This is a genomic window from Halobacillus sp. Cin3 (assembly GCF_947311855.1).
In the GTDB taxonomy this organism is placed as follows: Bacteria; Bacillota; Bacilli; order Bacillales; family Halobacillaceae; genus Halobacillus; species Halobacillus kuroshimensis.
In genome coordinates this window covers 1,135,579-1,154,425 of record NZ_CAMZMV010000001.1, presented here as the reverse complement: position 1 = coordinate 1,154,425, position 18,847 = coordinate 1,135,579, and the positions used below count along the sequence as shown (strand labels likewise).

Genomic DNA, 18,847 nt, shown 5'->3' with positions numbered 1-18,847 from the left:
GGCCGTATGTCGAATACATACGAAAAAACGAGTATTTTTAAGCATTTGCCAGATATTCTCTAATTCCTTATATTTTTTGTTATAATAAAAAAGGAATGTTTCTTATGACTGTCGAATACGTGTATTACGGAAATAAAGAGGACTATTCTCTTAAGGAGGAAAAAGGAATGGAAAAGATTCAAGTGTGTTTGGCTGATGATAATAGAGAGCTGGTAAAGCTTCTTGAAGAGTATTTTGAAGACACTCACGATATAGAAGTGGTCGGTACTTCCTACAATGGAAAAGACTGTCTGCAAATGGTCGAAGAGAAGAAACCGGACGTGCTGATTTTGGATATCATTATGCCGCATCTCGATGGTCTTGCTGTGTTGAACAAGCTGAGGGATATGGACAAGCATCCTGAGGTCATTATGTTAACAGCGTTCGGGCAGGAAGAAGTGACGAAAAAAGCTGTCGAACTTGGAGCGGCTTATTTTATGATGAAGCCATTCGACCTTGATCACCTTGGAGAGCAGGTCCGCCAGATCAAACATGCCGGCGATCCAATCAATCGTGCCCTCGGCAGCAGTTATTCCTCAGCAAGATCGAAAAAACCGGATCTGGATACAAGCATCACCCATATCATTCATGAAGTCGGGGTGCCGGCCCACATTAAAGGGTATCAGTACCTTCGTGAAGCCATCACAATGGTTTATAAAGATTTGGAACTGCTTGGATCCATTACAAAAGTTCTTTATCCAGATATCGCCACTAAATATAATACGACCGCTTCCCGTGTCGAACGGGCTATCCGCCACGCCATTGAAGTAGCTTGGAACAGAGGCAATATCGATGCTATTTCCTCCTTGTTCGGCTATACGATTTCCAATACAAAAGCAAAACCCACGAACAGCGAATTCATCGCGATGGTGGCTGATCGTCTCCGCCTGGAGCATCGGGCAAGCTGAAGGCTCTACAAAGGGATTTATAGAACTTATGTAATGTCTGTTGCTTGACACTAATGACCAATAAACATCTTTCTGTACCGATAAATATCGGTGGTGTAAGGCAACAGATTTATACCTCTTATTCATTGGGTGTGGTTTTTCACATCCATTTTTAGGAGGTTTTTTTATGAACAATTTTGAGTTTCATCTAGACAATTTCATGCTTTACTGTGACTCCAAAGGGTTAAGTCGAAAAACACTCACGAGTTATGAGCAAACGCTGAGGTTATTCACTTACTACGTGCAGCAGGAGCACGGTCTTACAGAAGTGAAGTATGTTAAAAGTGCACATATAAGAATGTATATAAAGTACCTGCGTGAAAGAGGTAAATACACTGTAGTAAGTAATCAAAGAAGCTTAAATGTAAACTTTCCTGACCGTAGAACGGATAATGGTAAAGAAATTTCAGATACTACAATTAGTAACTATGTACGGAATATCAAGGTGTTCTTTAACTTTCTTTATGCAGAAAGAGAAATACAAATAAATCCAGTAGATAAATTAGAGAACGTTAAGCCTCAAAGAAAGAAAAAGCCGTTGTTAAAACGGGAAGAACTTAAGAAAATGCTCAACACCATGGATACTTCTATATTTCATGAATATCGGTTGTGGGTTCAAACGAGGCTTATTTTAGATACAGGACTGCGTGCAGGAGAGTGCTGCAATCTAATGCCCGATGAGGTTGATTTTAAGTATAAGTCTATTCTGGTCAAAAATACTAAGAGCGGGCATGAGCGTTATGTTTACTTTTCACATAAGTTGTCAAATGAGTTAAAACGTTGGCTGAAATATCGAGATCGTTTCTCTGATAGTGAGTATATGTTCCCAACAATTAGAGGTACGAGGCAGGACATCAGGAATTTTAGAAGAAGCTTAAAGGAAGCAGGTAAGCGTGTAGGTGTTGAGGTACATCCGCACCAGTTGAGGAATAACTTTGCTAAATTTTACTTGTTAAATGGTGGTGATTGGGTTAGTTTATCAAGGATACTCGGTCATAGTAGTGCCGAGGTCACACAGAAGCATTACTTGGACTTTACAGACGATGAGATAAGAATTAAATACAATAAACACTCTCCTCTAAATACTTTGGATATATAAAATATAGGGAGGAAATCTCCTCCCTATATACAAAGTGCTACTTGTAGTTCTTGGATTTCATTATTAATTATTTTTGCCGCGTAAGTGGTATCCTCGAACGCAGCAATGTCATAGTCTCTTTGGATATTTTTAGTAATAAGCATAACTACCCCATGATGATAACTTTGTTTTGTTTTTAATTGTGGGAATAACTCATTAACCTGTGCTGTTACAACCTCTTTTATCTGCGTTATATCCATTTTAAATACCTCCTATTAAGATCTTTATGCTTTTATCATATTTAAAACAATACTGCGTATTTAGGGAGATATCACTACTTCATCCTCGTTTATTACTTCATATCTATCGTTGTTAATGATTTGCTCAAATAACTGAAGAGCCTTCTTTGAATATCTATGCTCAGGTTGGGTAATTCCAATATCAATATGATACAGGTTATTTGATCCTTTGATATTAAATCCAGTTTCTACATGAACTTGCTGTATCATCTTGTCAACAGGGTACCAGTATGAGAAACCTAATTTCTTTGCGACTTGAGAAATTTTCATTGGATACATTGCCACCAACTGCTCAGTGCTAGAAACATTCCCCACTCCAATTACTTTAACTCCATCATCACGACCAGTAAGATATTCAGTATCACTGCTAGTAGTGACTCCCAAAAGTTTACTTAGCTCTTCCTCATCTTTGATACTTTCTATACTAATCATATCCACTTCAAGGTTTGTAATCGTTCTGCTTTTTATAATATTATAAATATTGCTTTGTAATTCTCTTAATGTATCCATTGTCATTGAGTTGTGCTGGTATAAACTGTCATAAAGGGGCTTGAAGTTATTTAATTGTAAGTAATTCACGCGTATACTTTTACTTTCGCCTAAATCAATTGTCTTATCCATTGGTGGGTTATCATCGCTTTTTATATCTTCCTTATAGTCAATAAACCAAATATTATTTACGACTTCATCACCATCTTCATTTATAATTTCAGCAACATCTGACAAAATATTTTTAATATTAGAATCATTTATAGAATACCCTAAAAATATAACTGGATGTTCTAAGAAATAGGTTAACAACTTGGCTATCAAATACTTTTGCTTTTCTTTAAATATCTTGTAGTCTTCTGAAGAAACAATTATTTCGGAAGGATTAGTCATACATCCGTGAACCTTTAGGATATGTCCTATCTCAGTTGCTTCTTTTCGTTTAATAACTTGTTGACCGATTACAACTTTATAATTTGTTAGTAGTTTTTCTATGAGAGTATCATAATTTGTGGTTATTACAGCATGGGGGTTAAGTGTTATGAATGACTCCAGTTCTTCAGCGTAGGGGTTATTTTCTACATTAAAATGGTTTATATAATCTGTGAGTACTTCTGATATTTGATACTTTAAAAATATGCTTTTATGAAAAGTGTGACCATAGAGGTTTTCTGGAAAGATTCCCTCTTCATGTTTATCCCAAGCAAAATCTTGATATTCTTCAATTAATGCACTTGCAACTGCTGGGTAATCATTATTAGTGTTTTGGGTATAGTATCCAATTGGAAAACGTTTTTGTGGGTTTAAGTCAATTAGCTTTTCCAACAACCCTATCCAATCAGGAGTGTTTAAGTATCTTATTGACATTCCAGATCCTATAAATAAGATGGGTCTACTGCCGCTATCATCCAATACAGTTCTGAGTCTAGCAAGTGACGATTCTAGGTAGGTTTGGTACTTAGACATTAGGAATACCTCCCGTAAAAGCAAAAATTAATTCTGAGTCAAACACACCATATAATTATAATATTTACATATATTGTATTTTAGCCTATATCACTTAAGTGAACTTCAGAAGTTTACTCTTTTAGATACACATTTAGCCGGTCTATCTAAAAGATGATCAAATTCAATATGAGCAGTACTTAGTTTAAAATGGATATGGCTAGAGTCTGGAACCAGGGGTTCACCAGAGATAAGAAAAGGTGAATAAAAAACGAGATAGGAAAAAGCAAAGGAATAAATTAAAGAGCGATCTAAGCATTAATCATATAGTTTATTGTTTCCATTTAGCCACAATTCCCGAAAGTGATCCTAAAGTATTTCCCTCTATATTAAAATCATTCCCGTTAAAAATAACTAGCTCGTATTCATCATTCTTCGAAGATTTCCTTATCTCACCTATACCAATAAAAGTCAATATACCTTTCTTTTCAGCATACTTGGTGATATTTTCAAATAAACCGTCGTAGTTGGGAGTATCGGCGAAAAATGCTTCTTCGAACTTCACAGTAAGAACCCTTTTACCTTTAGAAATCCTTACTACAGCGAAATTTTTTTCAGAATATACATCAACCACTTCACCGGTTACTATCCTAGGATTGTTAAGGTCAGAGTCGTTAATAGCATCTACAGCTCTATTAAATAAACTAGGAGCTTTTTGCTTTTTTAAAGCAACTGCTTCTTTCTCTTCATCTACTTCTTTGCTGAGTGTATTTTTAATCCTTGTATTAGCTTTTTTTCCACTTGTGATTTTTGACTTGTTCCTTTTTTCTTTCTCTTTTTGTTTCTTCCTCTCAATTTCTTCTTCACTCATCTTTGAGAGACGATATGCTCTTTTAAGGGCATTTCTTTTCTGATTTTCAGACATTCTCACATTTATCGTTTCTTTTGAATCAATTCCACTTCTGGTAGCTGACCTTTCAAAGCTGTAGATACAATCTTCATTGTGATCCTCTTTTGGATGTGTTCTAAAATAATTAGGTCTAGAAAATCTAAATACAGTAATGAATTTGGCATCACAGTTTTCAGTTGTACAATATAAATTGCCTTTGTATTTATTTTTATACGAAACTGAATCAATATCTCTAGCATTTAGTTCATGAGAAATCGCTTCAAATCGATACAGAGCACTATAAGGCATAAATATCCTCCTGTGTAAGTATTTAGTTTTAACATTATTTTACAACACTGTTCAAAAAAATCCCACTATTTGATACAAATTACACCTATTTTAGAGATATGACTCAAATGAGTACACCCAATTGATACATTTTAGAGATACTGGTATCATTAGCTTAATAGAGTCTCATATACATGTATCAAAATAGGGAGTGAGCAAATGATTTATGGTTATGCTCGTGTATCATCTAAGGCTCAGAGTTTAGACATTCAGGTTGAACAATTAGAAAGGCACGGCTGTAAGGTAATATATAAAGAGAAAGTATCTGGTCGTAAGGTTGAGAAGAGGGAACGATTTAATGAATTACTGGTGAGTGTCGAAGCGGGTGATGTAATAGTAGTCACAAAATTGGATAGGTTCGCTAGAAGTACAAAGGATGCTTTAAAAACAATTGAGTATCTAGATGAAAAAGGTGTAGGTTTGGTTATTCTTAATATGGGTGGAGATAGTATCAACACATCTACTCCAATAGGTAAGTTAATGATAACAGTTCTTGCAGGAATAGCTGAATTTGAAGCAGATATGATAAGAGAAAGGCAAATGGAAGGGATAGCCGAGGCTAAAAAGAGAGGGGTATATAAAGGAAGACCGAAGAGGTATACCTACAATAACAAAGGTTTACTGCATGCTTTGGAACTTTTTGATAATAGAGAAAAGAATGGTTTAACAGTAAAGGAAATATCGAATATTACTAAAATAAGCAAAGCTACTATATATAGAGAGGCTAAAGTTAGGACTTAGTACGGTGGGGGTGCTTTACAGGACCATGTTAATTTAACCACTAAAATATGAAGGCAGTAGTTCATTCGCTACAGGTGCAGCGAAAAAAATGGTAAGAAAAAAACCGTGAGCATAATCGCTGCACGGTTTTTATATTTGAATCAACTGTATAAGCGGAGCAAACGTTCATTTTTCGTATCAAACTTACCATTCGATATGTCTTGTAAGTTACTTAAGAGAAAAGATTTTGCGTGGTCATCTACACTGTGGATTTCTGATTGGAGAACTTTTCTTAGGCGGAATACAGAAGTGTAGTTAAGAAAAATGAATCGCTCGTGTTCTTGATTAATAGTGAATAGAACATTAAGATCATCTTCACATGGGTATTCGTTATCGTAACCAAAACCTGAATCTAATGTAATAAATTCCATTGTCACCCCTCCTTTCACATAATAGTATAGTTTGTTTAGTTCAAAGCTACTATGTCTTTTACGTAAAAAAGAGGTAAAAAGTTTCAGTGGTCTGTCAGTTGAGCACTTAATCACCTGCTGGAGAATATCCTTTTTACTTATCTTTATTTTCCACTACACACCCCCACACCCAAGAACTAGCTGTTGTCATTTATATCCTTATTAAACACTTCTTCATGAGTATAGTAGGTGCCATCTTGTATATCCTTATCTGATCTCACAATTTCAAGAACTTCTTTCTCAGTTAACCCGTTCTTTTTGAGTGCCAACCTATCTAATGCTGAGATTACATCAATTAAATCCTTTTCCTCAAAGCTGTTTAGAATCATATGTGCAATTTCACGTTTATTCATTAACAACACTCCTAAATAAAGGTGTACACAGGAGTGTTAAGTTGAGTCACTCCTGTGTATAAGTGAAGAAGTAGCACACTCTTCATCCCCGCAAAGTTTGTAAAGTGTGCAAGCTTATAGTAGCACATTTGATTTTCAGGATTAATGGGTATATATAATCATTTATTATTTTAATATTTAATTCAGTATTTGTTTGTGATATAATATAAAATTTTAATTATAGCTAATGCTTTTTGTTAAACGTAACTTTCTGTTCTAAAGTTCATACGTACTCTTTGGAGTTATTGTAGAAAAAATTATTCCATTACTTTCATTAATATAAGTATGTTGTTTTGCTTAATGGAGGTATTGCATATCACGCCTATGTCGCTTGCCAGGTGCTTGGAACGGTGGTATATTTTTATGTACTCACCTGCACACATAATTTGTGTATAAATGAGTACTCTTTTATTCTAAAAAGTGAGTGTATTTATTCATTTATTATGTTGGTGAAGTAAAAATATAGTATCTTTTAAGACAATATCTAGACAGTATAAAACATAAAAAGAAACATAAAAACTAAAACATAAAGAGTGGAGGTAATGTTGCGGGGTACTGAGATTGGAAGTGATCATATTAGCAGTCAAGAGAAATATGTATCTATGCCGAATAGAATGCATGCATTTGAAAGTAAGGATTATGTATCGGATTTTGAGTTTGGGGTTTTCTACCTCTTAGGTTGTAATGTACTAGCACGAGACACTAAAACTGTAAAAACGAATGTACATTTAATCTATGATTTGTTTAAGTTTGGAGCAAAAAACCAAGGGAGAGCAAAAGCTAAGATAAGAGATGCTTTAATGAGTCTAGAAGAAAAAGGGCACATAGGCATTAGTTATACTCATGTCCCTATGAAGTATGACACCACTTTAAGTATAACTTTGCTTAGTAACCAAAAAAAATATACAGACAAAATGGTGAAGAGTGGAAGTTGGCAATATAGAGGGTACACTGAAGTTACAAATGACTATTGGGAAAAAGCTGCTACACTTAGGCAATTTAGGACTCTAGTGTATATATTGTGGAGGCAAACTATTGATTATCAGATTTCATACCTTGAGTGGAGTAGTGTTTTAAACATATCTCATCAAACAGCTATAAATAACATAAAAGATTGTGTTGAGGCTGGGTTAATTAAGAAAGAACGAGGGCAATATTACATAGATAGCTTTGGTGACATTCGCCAAGAGACTAACAGATATACTACAAATCAAGATGAAGAAACATCGGGTGATGAAGATGATGAAAGAGATCTGGTTCACGGGGATTACATAGATAAATTAGAGTCAGAATGTACTGAAATAAGAAATCATAATTGGTATGGCAGAAAAAACAGACTAAATGCAAATGACTTTATCATATTTTTAACAACAAATTCAAAGAACTTAAAAGAGGCTGCAACAGCGAGAGTTAATGCTATTGAGAGGAGTGGGGAAGGTGGTAAGACGTTAATTGAAAATCTTAGTAATGAAGCAAAGAAAGAAATTGCTGCAAAAGAACGTCAAGAGAGAATTAATGAAAAGTTGGAAAAGAAAATAGCAGAAGATTTAAGCGACGAAAGTTTTCATAGAACAGTAGAATATAAAAAAAGAAAACATAAAAAGGATATTTCCCATCTTTTAGACGAATTGCCTAGCGGTGATTTGCGAGGTAGTTTCTATGATGATGACGATATGGATGAGCTTCCGTTTGAATAACAACAACACTTTAAATAAAAAAACCAAGTAAAGGAGTGGTGTGAATACCACTCCTTTATTTGTTCAGTGAAGTGATAGTATTGGAAGAATTTAGACACAACTTTAAATATAACATCTTTAATGGCACCGAACGAAATTATTAACTTTGAACTGCTGTGAGCCTAGAGGGATATATAATTAAATAACAAGGGATTTATCTTTTTTATTTTTTATCTATAATTAGGTGAAAGGCTGTAAGTTATCCGATCGATAAAATATTCTTCGTTCGGTGTTTAATTTAGTATTTAAACGGGAATAATTATAAGTTGGTTTAAAATCTGCTTGTGCGAGGTATTATGTTTTTAATTACTTCGTGAGGTGATAGTGGTGAGGAATTGTAAATATTGTGGGGAACTATTTATTCCGCAAAAACCGACAGAAAAATATTGTGGCAACACCTGTAGGCGTTTAAACACAAATGAGATTCATCGAGAGAATCGTAAGAGAGACTATAGTAATGAAGCTTTAGTAAGAAACTTCAATGAGGTAGTTACAGCCCCTTACCATCTCACTACTAAAGGTTTTGAATCAGTATCTAAAATAGGGGTTAGATCATACGCGAGATTACTTAAACAGAAAAATTGGATAGCAGTGGTTGAAATGTTCGGAGAGCTTTCAACCTTACATCTTTATATTGTAAAAGAATATAAAAAATATATTGAGTTTACCAGTAAACAGAATCTCCAAGTGTTTTGTAGAAATCACCCGTATATTACTTACAGATTTTTGCAATCAATTGGTCTTGATAAAATAAGGCGGGCTGCTGGTGCGAAAAAATTAAGATACTCAGATTATGATTTAAAGGAAAACTTTCTTAAAGTGATGAAACGTTTAGAAGCAGTACCAACTTATACTGAATTCATCGAAAGAAGTGAGATAGCTATATCAACATATGCATATCGTTTTGAACTGACTGATGGGGAAGTATATACAAAAGTACTAGAGCAATACTGCTCAGAAGAAAAAATTGATATGTATAATAAGAGGAGAGCCGAATATAAAAAGAAAGTTGGTCAGCAAACTGGAAAAATGAGTGCGAAATACAGTGAATCTGATTACGAAGAAGAATTTAATAGAGTTTTTGAATATTGGTTATCAGAGTTCGGGGAAACTCCTACACGAAGAGGATTTAATATGCTTTCTAAATTTGACGATCGTACATATCGGAAAAAGTTTAAAATGGCTTGGACAGAAGTATGCGAAATGTACGGTTATAAGATAGAAGTATCTAATAAAACAGAAAAACAACTTTTAAACATGATTAGTGATATTTTAGGTGCATCATATGAAACGCAGAAACAATTCCCGTGGTTGGTAGGTGTAAGTGGGATGCCACTAAGATGTGATGGTTATTTTCATGAGTTTAAACTGGTAGTAGAATATGATGGAATACAGCACTTTGAACCAGTTGAGTTTTATGGTGGTATATCTTCATTTAATAAGACGCAAGAGAATGATGCAATAAAAAATAAAGAGATCCCTAACAATGGTTTGAAGTTACTACGGATACCTTACTTTTTCCCTTGGCTTAATAGAGATTACCTAAGTAAAGAAATCAAAGATGCATTGTTTAAAGATAAACCTATATTATATGAAACATGAATTTTATTAACATGTAAGGGGTAAACACAGTGGTTTTTATTTAGAAATAAAAACCATTTGTGGTACGATGAGTATATTAGTTCTTTTCGTAATCTACTGTATTTTATATGATAAAAGGTCTATAAAAATAAGTACTCTTCTTTTGTGAGTAATAGAAAGTGGTGAATTAAAACAGGAGTGAATAATAACTTCGGGAGTGAAATATGTGGAAAATATATGCTTGAGTTGTAATGAAAAAGAAATAAAAACGCCCAAAAGTAATTTTTGTAGCTCTATAGAATACTGTTGTGATTCTTGTAGTAAATTACTTTTAAAGAAGCACCAGGACGTAAAGAATAAAGCATTAAAGCTAATCCAAAAAAATAACGATATTAATTCTAAATTTGATTTAGTCTACAGCAATGAAATGAACCATATAAAGGTTACAGAAACTGATTCTAGGCAATCAGTTGGTTCTATCCAAGTTAGAGAGTATTTATTTTCTTTGCTGGAAGAAGTGCATCAATTTTCTTATAATGCATTGTTTGAATCTTATTTATACGCTGAATTATTTGAAAATTACACACCAGAGTTTTTTAATGAACGATTCTTCTTGCACAACGCTGTCCTAAAGTCGATAGGTGCATGGGAGAAGTTAATAAGATATTTTGCTGTTTTTTATGGTGTTGAACTTTCTGATAAAAGTTCAAAAAATACTTTGACGCAATTGCAAAAACAGCTTAAGAGAAAGGGATTTAAAGAGACAAAAACTTATAACTTACTTTGGAAACTTAAGAGTCATAATGTATTTAATGAACTTGATAAAGTAAGAAAGACTAACGACCACTCTTTGTCCTACCATTTAGGAACGGATTTATATACATATTCAAAGGTTTCAGAATACGTGGTTCAAGCGAATGAGAGTGTTTATGAAGCTATTACAGAGGCTTTGGAGATATTCTCCAGTAGATGTGTGTTGTCTAATGTTCACTACTCGCAAAGTAGAAAGTTGGTTGTAATTAGACCTAACGAAAAAGTAATTAAGAAAAAGTATGGTAGATTGCAGCATGCATACAATGAAAATTTGAACAAGCAGTTATATGATTCTACTGTAGAGTATATCCGAACTATTAGCACTAGACTAGCGGGTACAAAGAAATGGAATAAAAATTACTCTTCACCCAATCTAAGATGGGTAAATTATCAATTGAGTGATGCAGTTTTCAGGTTGCATGAAACTTCTAGAAGTTTAAGTTATATGGAAAAAATGTTCTTTGAAGCCGTTGATCAAAACTATAAAGATTTAGATAACTATTGGATTTATTTTGATGGATTAAATTATAGGTATTTCTTGCTAAGTGGGCTAATAAGAATTTATTCAGTCTATGACAAAATTAGTAAAGTTATTAGAGAGTTGTTTGAAGTAGATGCTTCAAACAACAGTTCTTTTAGTGGAGTGATAAGTCATATACGTATGCATCAACCTGAGCTTCATTTCTTGCCTCCTATAAAGATTTGTGAGCGGATATTAGGGAGCAAAGCATTTAAGAAACTTGATAAGAATAGACAAGATCATTTTCACCTTGTAACATTACAGAATTTTATTAATTCCAACTCTAAAGAGGTCATAGATTTAGAGGTCTTAGTAACCATTCAAGAGAATGCCAAAAATTTGTTTGAATTGATCGAAAGTTTAGATGTTGCTGTTACTGGATTTTATAAAATGTTCGAATAGGATGATAAAGATGATATCAAATAAAGAATATTACAAAACTATTGTGAGTATGGTTCCGCAATGGTTCATCTCAGACCATTGGGCTCCGCATGAAATAAATTTAAATATAAAAGGAGACGATACGAAATATTATATATCAGCCTACAGAAACGCTACTCCTATAATGCACAGGTGGAAAGAAAAATGTGAACATTTGGCGGAGGAGCTATTGCAGAGACCTTCTACAAATGCGAAGAGTATTGATGAAGAATTAATTCAAGCAACTCTAGTCAAAGAATGGCTAGATTTGAAAGGGTACGTGGGTGATTGGGAAAGGTTATTTGATTATAGCAGGATGCTAGAAAATAGAACATATGAGAATTCGGATATTAGTTTTACCTTTATATATAATCAAAAGCATTCAGGAGATTTTGATTTGCTGGACAATGAAAGTATGAAAATATTAGATGTACTAGGTGAAACCCAATTCACATTCTTTAGAATCGGTAAAAATTGGGATTATGTTGATTACGATTATGTTAAATGGGATGATATAAGCGACAGCTCGGGTTATGAGCTAGTACCTCAGTTTGTATATCCTTATAAATCTATCCTAAACCAGGGTGAATGTGCAATAACTAAAACTAAACGTGGGGACTTAATAATATATGACGGAAGTGGTTTGTTAGCTTCATGTAGAAAAGGTGAATGGAAGATTTATGATCCTCAACCTCTAAAAAATGCAATTGTAGATCACGTAGGTATATATAGAATTGGGTGTAATCTCTTTGAGATACTTTTTGATTTAAGCTATAGAAGACATGGAGCTTTAATACTCATAGATACGGATAATGTCCATGAAAGTGTCGTTAGTAATCAATCAAGTATAATAAATCATTCTTCCTCGCCATTATATCAAACACTTTCAGAAAGATTAAATTCAATAAATATTCAAAGTGGAGATAGAAAAAGCATATCCAAGGAATTAATATTGGAATTAGCAAGTGTTGATGGAGCGATTATATTTGATGCGAAAGGAGATCTGATTGCTTTTGGTGCTATGGTAAATTCTCATCCGGATGCAGATGGAGAATTAGGTGCTAGAAGTCTGGCTTCTTTATCAGCCCACCTGCACGGTATGAAGGTTTTTAAGGTTAGTTCAGATGGTCAAATCACTCTCTATTACAATAATAAAGATGACGATGGGGAAGAGTTGGTGAAATTAGAATTTCTTTAAGTAGGGAAAAATAATATAACTGAATATTGTTGATTATACCGTGGTTAAACTGATGCAATTTAACAGTAAATCTTTAATTTCATGATTTGAATCAGTTTGGTAATAGAAGGATAAGTGCTTATTAAATTTATATATTTGTTTAGAAGAGAGACTTAATATTCCTAAGCCGTGTGATAGTAAATATTTATTTAAACAAATTAAGCCAGTCCTTTTATTACCGTCCCAAAACAGCTGTGCTTTCATAAACCAAAGTGTATATGATATCGCTACTTCTATATCATTAGTGGAGCGGTATTTTTTTATTTGATCATTTACCTTTTCTTCCTGTGGAATAGGGGGCTTAAAAGTGGTACCAGTAATGCCCACTCGACCAGTTCTCAACACTCCCCATTCTATACTCTCGTTATAGGCAACGTAGCGGTTGATATTCTTCATAAAGGTTAAATCTAGAGGGGTGTGTATGTTATTTAACATATATCTCCACGCATATATAAGGTTCAGTACTTTTTGTAAATCATCTACACGCATACCTGATACAGAATGTCCTTGAAGTAATGTGGATACTTGAGATTTAGTAACAGGGATATTTTCTATAAGAGAACAACTGTATATTAATGAAGGAAGTGACTGTTCAGCTAACTTTATGTTGTCTTTTACAGATAGTTGGGGGGTCATATATGAAGCCTCCTTGATAAGTGAACAACTTTTTCTATTATAGAGGAACTGAGCTTTTAATGTGGGATATTATGTTTAACTAATGAGTTATCAGACAATTGCTTGAATTAATCGTAGTATCCATTTATACTACATATTATATAGTAGAAAAGAGACACAGTTGACCGACAAACTCTTGGATACTATCCCAACCAATACCCCAATGAATAAGAACATAAATAAGATCTTTAAATCCTTTGAGCTATCCATCACGCCATTGAAGTAGCCTGGAACCGGGGCAATATCGATGCCATTTCCTCCTTGTTCGGCTACACGATTTCCAACACGAAAGCAAAACCGACCAACAGCGAATTCATCGCGATGGTGGCTGATCGTCTCCGCCTGGAGCATCGAGCAAGCTGATCCATTGAAAAAGCACGTATGTGACAACATACGTGCTTTTTTATGTCATTAGCTGTTTAATTTGACCTGCGAGTTCTGCGTTATCATAAACCCCTTCGTCAATGGAGAAGAGCTCCTCCTTCAAGAAATCATGGGCTTCCTTATCGACAAAGGCAAGGCCGTCGAGGTTAATCAACCGGTAACTGAAAGGAAGGTCCAAATATTGAATAATGACATATCTGTGTCCTTGATCAAAATAGCTGCAAAGGACAGACATTTCGCTGTTTTCTGGATAATATCGTGTTCCACCGAACCCGTCATTCATCAAAACCATCTGATCACCCATCCTCCTAGTATCCATAATATAGGATAATGAACAAATATGTAACAAAATTATAAGGAAATTGTAAAAAACTTGTAGAAATATAAGAAAAAAAGTTTTTGAAAATTTTTTGATAAATCTGTTCAACTTTGCACCTCATTTGTGTTACAATTCTTAATTATTAATTACTTTGGTACTCTAATGAGGTGTTGTACATATGAAAGTCGTAAAATTTGGCGGCAGCTCCGTTGCCGATGCAGGACAGCTCCAAAAAGTGAAGAATATCGTTACATCTGAAGACAATCGTCGTGTTGTCGTCGTCTCCGCCCCTGGGAAACGATACAGCGGCGATCAGAAAGTGACCGATCTGCTCATCAAACTGGGCGAATCAATCCAACACGATCAGGTTGACCATGAGGTATATAAAATGATCGTTGACCGTTTTCAATCGATGGTGGATGAGTTGAACCTTCCGCTGAATGTATTGGAAGAAGTGAGGAAGCGGTTGGAGTTCTCAATGGAGCAGGTGCAGAAAAAAGAAGCCAAAGCCATAGACTCCCTGAAATCCTGTGGTGAAGATGGGACTGCATTAATCTTGAGCGCTTATTTAAGACAGGAAGGCTATGATTCCTCGTATGTAAATCCGAAGGAAGCGGGCATTCTGGTGCGTGATGAGCCAGGTGGCGCTCTTGTGTTAGAAGAAAGTTTCGACCAGCTTTACCGTTTAAGGGAGCGCAGGGAAATCCTCGTGATTCCTGGATTTTTCGGTTATACACCTGAAGGGACACTCGTGACCTTCTCCAGAGGTGGATCGGATATTACTGGTTCGATTGTTGCAGCAGGGCTGCAGGCGGAGCTTTATGAGAACTTCACCGATGTGGATTCAGTCTATTGTGTGAATCCGATGTATGTGGACCGGCCGAAGGAACTTACATCTTTGACTTACAGGGAGATGCGTGAATTATCGTATGCCGGCTTTTCGGTTTTTCATGATGAAGCGCTTATTCCTGCTTTTAAAGCTAAAATTCCCGTCTGTATTAAAAACACAAACAACCCTTCCGCCCCTGGGACGATGATTACAGCAGATCTGCCTGACCGTGAATCCCATGTAGTGGGAATTGCCAGTGACAAAGGCTTTCTTAACTTGTATGTCAGTAAATACTTGATGAACAGAGAGCTTGGTTTTGGGCGGAAACTTCTGCAGATTCTGGAAGATGAAGGAGTCTCTTTTGAGCATGCACCTTCTGGAATCGATGACATGTCTGTTGTACTAAGGGATCACCAGCTTCCGCCGGAGAAAGAGAAAGTGGTTGTCGGCAGAATTAAGGAAGAATTGAAAGTGGACACGGTTATCATTGAACGGGATATGGCAATGATTATGATCGTGGGAGAAGGAATGAACCAGACCATCGGAATTGCCAGCCAGGCAGCCTGTGCCTTCAGAGAAGCCGATGTGAACATCGAGATGATTAACCAGGGATCTTCTGAGGTTTCCATGATGTTTGGGGTGAAGACAGAAGGACTGGCCGATGCTGTTCAGTCGTTATACCGTACATTTTTTGAATAACAGATAGAAAAAGACGAAGCCCTTATGACCGGGGCTTCGTCTTTTTTAGACCATCTAACTGCTGGTATAAATCATTCAGCGTGTGAATGCCATGCTGTTCGGTCTTCTCCAAAAGGAAACGGAACAACTCTGCAGTCATAATGGCATCATTCAAGGCATGGTGCCGGTCCCTTTTTTCAATGCCGACATGTTTCAATAGTGGATCGAGCTGATGGCGGACATGCGGGAGCAGCCATTGGGCCATCACCTGGGAATCAATCACGTGCGGGTCATAGTCAGGGAGCTTCCATCGTTTCAACATCGTTTTGAGAAAACGCATATCAAATTTAGCTGGATGAGCGACTAAGACGGATCCTTCGCTGAACTCCATGAAAGATTGAAACCCTTCTATAAAGGGGCTGGCGTTTTTCAACTGATCCTTGGAAAGTCCTGTAAGGCGGAGAGTCTGCTTGTTGACAGGCCGGATTGGCCGGATCACTTGATAAAACGTCTTTCTGTGACAGGCATTCCATCCGTTCAGACGAATCGCCCCGATGGAAATGATCTCGTGACCGATCTCAGGAAGAAAGCCGGTGGTCTCTAAATCGAAGATGGTAAAATCGAGAGAGGTCAGCGACTGTTCTTTGAAGTGCGCCTCTTTCCCGGCCTCGTGAAGCCTCTGTTCCAGCTGGTGATACGTATGCCATTTTAAATAAGGCTTTATTTTGTAATAATATAAAGGTTTTTCAAAAAGCAGATACTTTATGATCTGTAAGTCAACAGGTAACATCAAACCACCCGATTTCGGTTATAACTCAGTTCAAGCACCTGCTGCAGCCGCTTCGCAATAATAAGTGCTTCTCTCAAGGAGCGGCGTTCTTCCTTTTTCAGTGGAGCGAGCTTTAAATCATTGGATAAGGTGTCTCCTTCTTCCAACTGCTCAAGGTTGGACTGCAGACGGAAAAGCATCAGCCTGTGCAGGGCTGTTTTTGCGTTTTCCACGTCCCTGGGGTGGAAACGTTCATGTTCGGCCAGGGCGTCCAGGCGGTTGACTGTATTGATTTCTTCAATTCCATATTTCATGCTGTATATGCGTATGGCGTTGACAATCTGCATGATGGCAGATTTTTTAATATTCAAGGTCCGTTTTTTACCGATGCCTGAAATCCTGCCAAAGGGCTGGACGGGTACGCGGAACCGGAGGGTATCCTTCATCAGAAGCTGATGAAGGTTCAAGGATTTCTGAACTTTTTGTGTTACGTATTTTTTTAAATCGTAGGCCAGGGAGTAGTCTCCGCTGATAGGTCTGAAATCCATAAAAATAGTGAAGTCGCGGATTTCTTCTGCATCCATCTTGGAGATCCATTGATCGATATCCGCATGCCACTCATCTGTCTGTTTTCTCCATTTATCCTCTTTGGCCATGATTCCTCCTGTGCAGTACGGATATCCGCACTCATTAAGCATATCATTGATCTTCCTGGAAAAAATGGAGAAATAGGCATCGATTTTCTTCTTATGCTTGGACTTATCGTAATCCGCCATGATCATCGCATTATCCTGATCGGTGGAAAAGGCCTGTTCTTTACGGCCTTCACTTCCGAGCACAAGAAAACAATAGTTCACCGGCGGCGCCCCATAGCCCTCGCGGATCATTTCATCTTCTGCAATTTGAACAATCTGCTTATGAATTCGATCGTTGTAGTTCGTCATCAATTCCGCAATATCATAGGCGAGCATCTTGTCTTTAATCAAGCTGCGGACAAACTGCTGGAACCGTTCATTATAAATCGGGGACAATGACTTGATTTCCTCCACACTCGCAGAATTGGAAATTTTGTAGGTAAGGTCGAAATAAACCGAGTTCTTAATGGTGAAAAACGACGACTGCCTTAAGATGCCGACCACTTTGTCCTTGTGCAGGACCGGAATGATTTCCGTCGGATGGTGTTTCAAATAACTAAGCGCATCATAGATGAACTCCTGCTCACTAATTTCATATGCTTCCTCTGACATATAGGCTTGGACGGGGTTGTTATGATCATTTTCGAAGTAGGCCTTTAAAATTTCACTGTAGCCGATCATCCCAAGCATTGACCTTGAATCTTCGCTCACGATAAGCGCTTCAATTTTCTGCTGCTGCAGCATCCGGGCTGCTTTTTCAATGGAGGCCTGGGGATGGATGAATGTAGGGGGCTCCATGTAAGCATCGGCTCTTTTTTTATATAATTCACGGTCGTCCTCCTCATCTGTGGAGGAACTCTTATATTTGACCTCGTCATACAAGCTTTTCATCAAGTGGCTGATTCCGTCCATCACCACTTTGGAAAACTGGGTGTTGTTTGACATGATCTGCAGGAAGGATTCACGTTCAAAACAGATCGTTTTTATCGGCTCAAGAGCCTGTACAGAGAATCGCATTTCTCCGCTGGTCAATAAGATCATGACCCCGATCAAATCACCTGGGTAATAAAAGCGGACAGACAGCTGCCGGCCGTTGGACCGGTGCATAATATTCTTGGCGAGACCGGAGATCATAAAGTGGATATCGATCGAATCATCTTCCTGATCCTCATGAATGATAAATTCGTTCGTGCTGTATTCCTTTACGGAAGCTTTTCCGAAAACGTCCTGGAATTCCTCCTCAGACAACAGATCAAACGGGTACTGCTGCCTGAATAATTCAAACTCTGTCACAGAGCAAAACTCCTTCATTCTGGATAGTTGGATTGTTTGAACCTTCCTTTAGTCAAGTTCCTTTTTCTGTCCCGGTGGAGAATGAAGCCTCCAATGAAAGCCAGTCCGCCTGCGAAAAATAGAATACCAGCCAGACCCTGGAGGGCAATATGAAAATAAAGATCATGGAATTCCCCGAACAGGGCATCACGGATTAATTTTATGCCGTAGACGGCGATCAAACCCGGAGTTACTAATAGCAGTAGTGCTATGAGGCGCATGGGCATCGCTCCTTTTTATAGTCCATTCACAGTATATCAAATGGGGAAGGAAGTGGGAACAATCCCATGCTTGCTAAAATGT

At 36.7% G+C, this 18,847-nt stretch carries 18 protein-coding genes and 1 pseudogene; 9 read left to right on the top strand and 10 right to left on the bottom strand.

All coding sequences use genetic code 11. The annotated features are described in order from the left end of the window. Positions 1–167 precede the first annotated feature (167 nt). Positions 168–947 carry a sporulation transcription factor Spo0A gene (gene spo0A, locus QMA39_RS06185; RefSeq protein ID WP_027955451.1) on the top strand — a complete coding sequence of 260 codons (780 nt, stop codon included), beginning with the start codon at positions 168–170 and terminating at the stop codon, positions 945–947. Positions 948–1,113: 166 nt separating this feature from the next. After that, on the top strand, positions 1,114–2,085 hold the full coding sequence (locus QMA39_RS06180) for a tyrosine-type recombinase/integrase (RefSeq protein ID WP_281658232.1): 972 nt from the start codon (positions 1,114–1,116) through the stop codon (positions 2,083–2,085). A gap of 23 nt (positions 2,086–2,108) precedes the next feature. Here the strand turns inward: QMA39_RS06180 and QMA39_RS06175 are convergent, their stop codons facing one another. The 3 genes from QMA39_RS06175 to QMA39_RS06165 all read right to left on the bottom strand — a co-directional run bounded on the left by QMA39_RS06175 (position 2,109) and on the right by QMA39_RS06165 (position 4,995). After that, a complete protein-coding gene (locus tag QMA39_RS06175; RefSeq protein ID WP_281658231.1) occupies positions 2,109–2,324 on the bottom strand; it encodes a hypothetical protein in 216 nt (71 codons plus the stop codon). Between the two features lie 60 nt (positions 2,325–2,384). Beyond that, a complete protein-coding gene (locus QMA39_RS06170; protein ID WP_281658230.1) occupies positions 2,385–3,818 on the bottom strand; it encodes an SIR2 family protein in 1,434 nt (477 codons plus the stop codon). 310 nt (positions 3,819–4,128) lie between these two features. After that, positions 4,129–4,995: a hypothetical protein gene (locus QMA39_RS06165; RefSeq protein WP_281658229.1), complete on the bottom strand. Its 867-nt coding sequence runs from the start codon at positions 4,993–4,995 to the stop codon at positions 4,129–4,131. A gap of 198 nt (positions 4,996–5,193) precedes the next feature. Here QMA39_RS06165 and QMA39_RS06160 point away from each other — a divergent pair, with 198 nt between their 5' ends. Next, positions 5,194–5,775: a recombinase family protein gene (locus tag QMA39_RS06160; protein ID WP_281658228.1), complete on the top strand. Its 582-nt coding sequence runs from the start codon at positions 5,194–5,196 to the stop codon at positions 5,773–5,775. A gap of 140 nt (positions 5,776–5,915) precedes the next feature. Here QMA39_RS06160 and QMA39_RS06155 read toward each other — a convergent pair whose 3' ends face one another. Together QMA39_RS06155 and QMA39_RS06150 are read right to left on the bottom strand one after the other, a co-directional pair. Beyond that, positions 5,916–6,185: a hypothetical protein gene (locus QMA39_RS06155; protein WP_281658227.1), complete on the bottom strand. Its 270-nt coding sequence runs from the start codon at positions 6,183–6,185 to the stop codon at positions 5,916–5,918. 176 nt (positions 6,186–6,361) lie between these two features. Beyond that, positions 6,362–6,577, bottom strand: coding sequence for a hypothetical protein (locus QMA39_RS06150; protein WP_281658226.1), 216 nt, complete (start codon positions 6,575–6,577; stop codon positions 6,362–6,364). Between the two features lie 581 nt (positions 6,578–7,158). Here QMA39_RS06150 and QMA39_RS06145 point away from each other — a divergent pair. The 4 genes from QMA39_RS06145 (at position 7,159) to QMA39_RS06130 (ending at position 12,884) form a co-directional block, all read left to right on the top strand. Further along, positions 7,159–8,313 carry a hypothetical protein gene (locus QMA39_RS06145; RefSeq protein ID WP_281658225.1) on the top strand — a complete coding sequence of 385 codons (1,155 nt, stop codon included), beginning with the start codon at positions 7,159–7,161 and terminating at the stop codon, positions 8,311–8,313. Between the two features lie 366 nt (positions 8,314–8,679). Further along, a complete protein-coding gene (locus QMA39_RS06140; RefSeq protein WP_281658224.1) occupies positions 8,680–9,954 on the top strand; it encodes a hypothetical protein in 1,275 nt (424 codons plus the stop codon). 205 nt (positions 9,955–10,159) lie between these two features. Continuing rightward, the gene (locus tag QMA39_RS06135; protein WP_281658223.1) at positions 10,160–11,668 is read left to right on the top strand and encodes a Cthe_2314 family HEPN domain-containing protein; all 1,509 of its coding nucleotides are present in this window, start codon (positions 10,160–10,162) and stop codon (positions 11,666–11,668) included. 10 nt (positions 11,669–11,678) lie between these two features. Further along, on the top strand, positions 11,679–12,884 hold the full coding sequence (locus tag QMA39_RS06130; protein WP_281658222.1) for a diadenylate cyclase: 1,206 nt from the start codon (positions 11,679–11,681) through the stop codon (positions 12,882–12,884). 33 nt (positions 12,885–12,917) lie between these two features. On the opposite strand, the gene QMA39_RS06125 is transcribed toward QMA39_RS06130, so the two are convergent. Then, positions 12,918–13,559 (bottom strand): Fic family protein, encoded by a 642-nt coding sequence (locus tag QMA39_RS06125; RefSeq protein ID WP_281658221.1) that lies wholly within the window; start codon positions 13,557–13,559, stop codon positions 12,918–12,920. A gap of 240 nt (positions 13,560–13,799) precedes the next feature. On the opposite strand from QMA39_RS06125, the pseudogene QMA39_RS06120 reads away from it, so the two are divergent. Further along, a pseudogene (locus QMA39_RS06120) lies at positions 13,800–13,961 on the top strand (sporulation initiation factor Spo0A C-terminal domain-containing protein); the annotation flags it as partial. Positions 13,962–14,001: 40 nt separating this feature from the next. Here QMA39_RS06120 and QMA39_RS06115 read toward each other — a convergent pair. Beyond that, positions 14,002–14,286 carry a hypothetical protein gene (locus QMA39_RS06115; protein ID WP_281658220.1) on the bottom strand — a complete coding sequence of 95 codons (285 nt, stop codon included), beginning with the start codon at positions 14,284–14,286 and terminating at the stop codon, positions 14,002–14,004. Between the two features lie 193 nt (positions 14,287–14,479). Here QMA39_RS06115 and QMA39_RS06110 point away from each other — a divergent pair, with 193 nt between their 5' ends. Continuing rightward, the gene (locus QMA39_RS06110; protein ID WP_027955453.1) at positions 14,480–15,829 is read left to right on the top strand and encodes an aspartate kinase; all 1,350 of its coding nucleotides are present in this window, start codon (positions 14,480–14,482) and stop codon (positions 15,827–15,829) included. A gap of 22 nt (positions 15,830–15,851) precedes the next feature. Here the strand turns inward: QMA39_RS06110 and QMA39_RS06105 are convergent, their stop codons facing one another. Genes QMA39_RS06105 through QMA39_RS06095 form a run of 3 tightly spaced genes read right to left on the bottom strand, consistent with a single transcriptional unit; the run spans position 15,852 to position 18,765 of the window. Further along, complete coding sequence (locus QMA39_RS06105) at positions 15,852–16,598, bottom strand: exonuclease domain-containing protein (protein ID WP_027955454.1); 747 nt, start codon at positions 16,596–16,598, stop codon at positions 15,852–15,854. Then, positions 16,598–18,505, bottom strand: a complete 1,908-nt coding sequence (locus QMA39_RS06100; protein WP_027955455.1) for a DUF294 nucleotidyltransferase-like domain-containing protein — start codon at positions 18,503–18,505, stop codon at positions 16,598–16,600. The genes QMA39_RS06105 and QMA39_RS06100 overlap by 1 nt, the downstream gene beginning before the upstream one ends. A 14-nt stretch (positions 18,506–18,519) precedes the next feature. Beyond that, the gene (locus tag QMA39_RS06095; protein ID WP_027955456.1) at positions 18,520–18,765 is read right to left on the bottom strand and encodes a DUF2627 domain-containing protein; all 246 of its coding nucleotides are present in this window, start codon (positions 18,763–18,765) and stop codon (positions 18,520–18,522) included. Positions 18,766–18,847 lie beyond the last annotated feature (82 nt).

Coding starts and splice junctions, on each gene's coding strand:
- spo0A (WP_027955451.1), top strand. CDS start 168: ATGGAAAAGATTCAAGTGTGTTTGGCTGATGATAATAGAGAGCTGGTA.
- QMA39_RS06180 (WP_281658232.1), top strand. CDS start 1,114: ATGAACAATTTTGAGTTTCATCTAGACAATTTCATGCTTTACTGTGAC.
- QMA39_RS06175 (WP_281658231.1), bottom strand. CDS start 2,324: ATGGATATAACGCAGATAAAAGAGGTTGTAACAGCACAGGTTAATGAG.
- QMA39_RS06170 (WP_281658230.1), bottom strand. CDS start 3,818: ATGTCTAAGTACCAAACCTACCTAGAATCGTCACTTGCTAGACTCAGA.
- QMA39_RS06165 (WP_281658229.1), bottom strand. CDS start 4,995: ATGCCTTATAGTGCTCTGTATCGATTTGAAGCGATTTCTCATGAACTA.
- QMA39_RS06160 (WP_281658228.1), top strand. CDS start 5,194: ATGATTTATGGTTATGCTCGTGTATCATCTAAGGCTCAGAGTTTAGAC.
- QMA39_RS06155 (WP_281658227.1), bottom strand. CDS start 6,185: ATGGAATTTATTACATTAGATTCAGGTTTTGGTTACGATAACGAATAC.
- QMA39_RS06150 (WP_281658226.1), bottom strand. CDS start 6,577: ATGAATAAACGTGAAATTGCACATATGATTCTAAACAGCTTTGAGGAA.
- QMA39_RS06145 (WP_281658225.1), top strand. CDS start 7,159: ATGTTGCGGGGTACTGAGATTGGAAGTGATCATATTAGCAGTCAAGAG.
- QMA39_RS06130 (WP_281658222.1), top strand. CDS start 11,679: ATGATATCAAATAAAGAATATTACAAAACTATTGTGAGTATGGTTCCG.
- QMA39_RS06125 (WP_281658221.1), bottom strand. CDS start 13,559: ATGACCCCCCAACTATCTGTAAAAGACAACATAAAGTTAGCTGAACAG.
- QMA39_RS06115 (WP_281658220.1), bottom strand. CDS start 14,286: ATGGGTGATCAGATGGTTTTGATGAATGACGGGTTCGGTGGAACACGA.
- QMA39_RS06110 (WP_027955453.1), top strand. CDS start 14,480: ATGAAAGTCGTAAAATTTGGCGGCAGCTCCGTTGCCGATGCAGGACAG.
- QMA39_RS06105 (WP_027955454.1), bottom strand. CDS start 16,598: ATGTTACCTGTTGACTTACAGATCATAAAGTATCTGCTTTTTGAAAAA.
- QMA39_RS06095 (WP_027955456.1), bottom strand. CDS start 18,765: ATGCGCCTCATAGCACTACTGCTATTAGTAACTCCGGGTTTGATCGCC.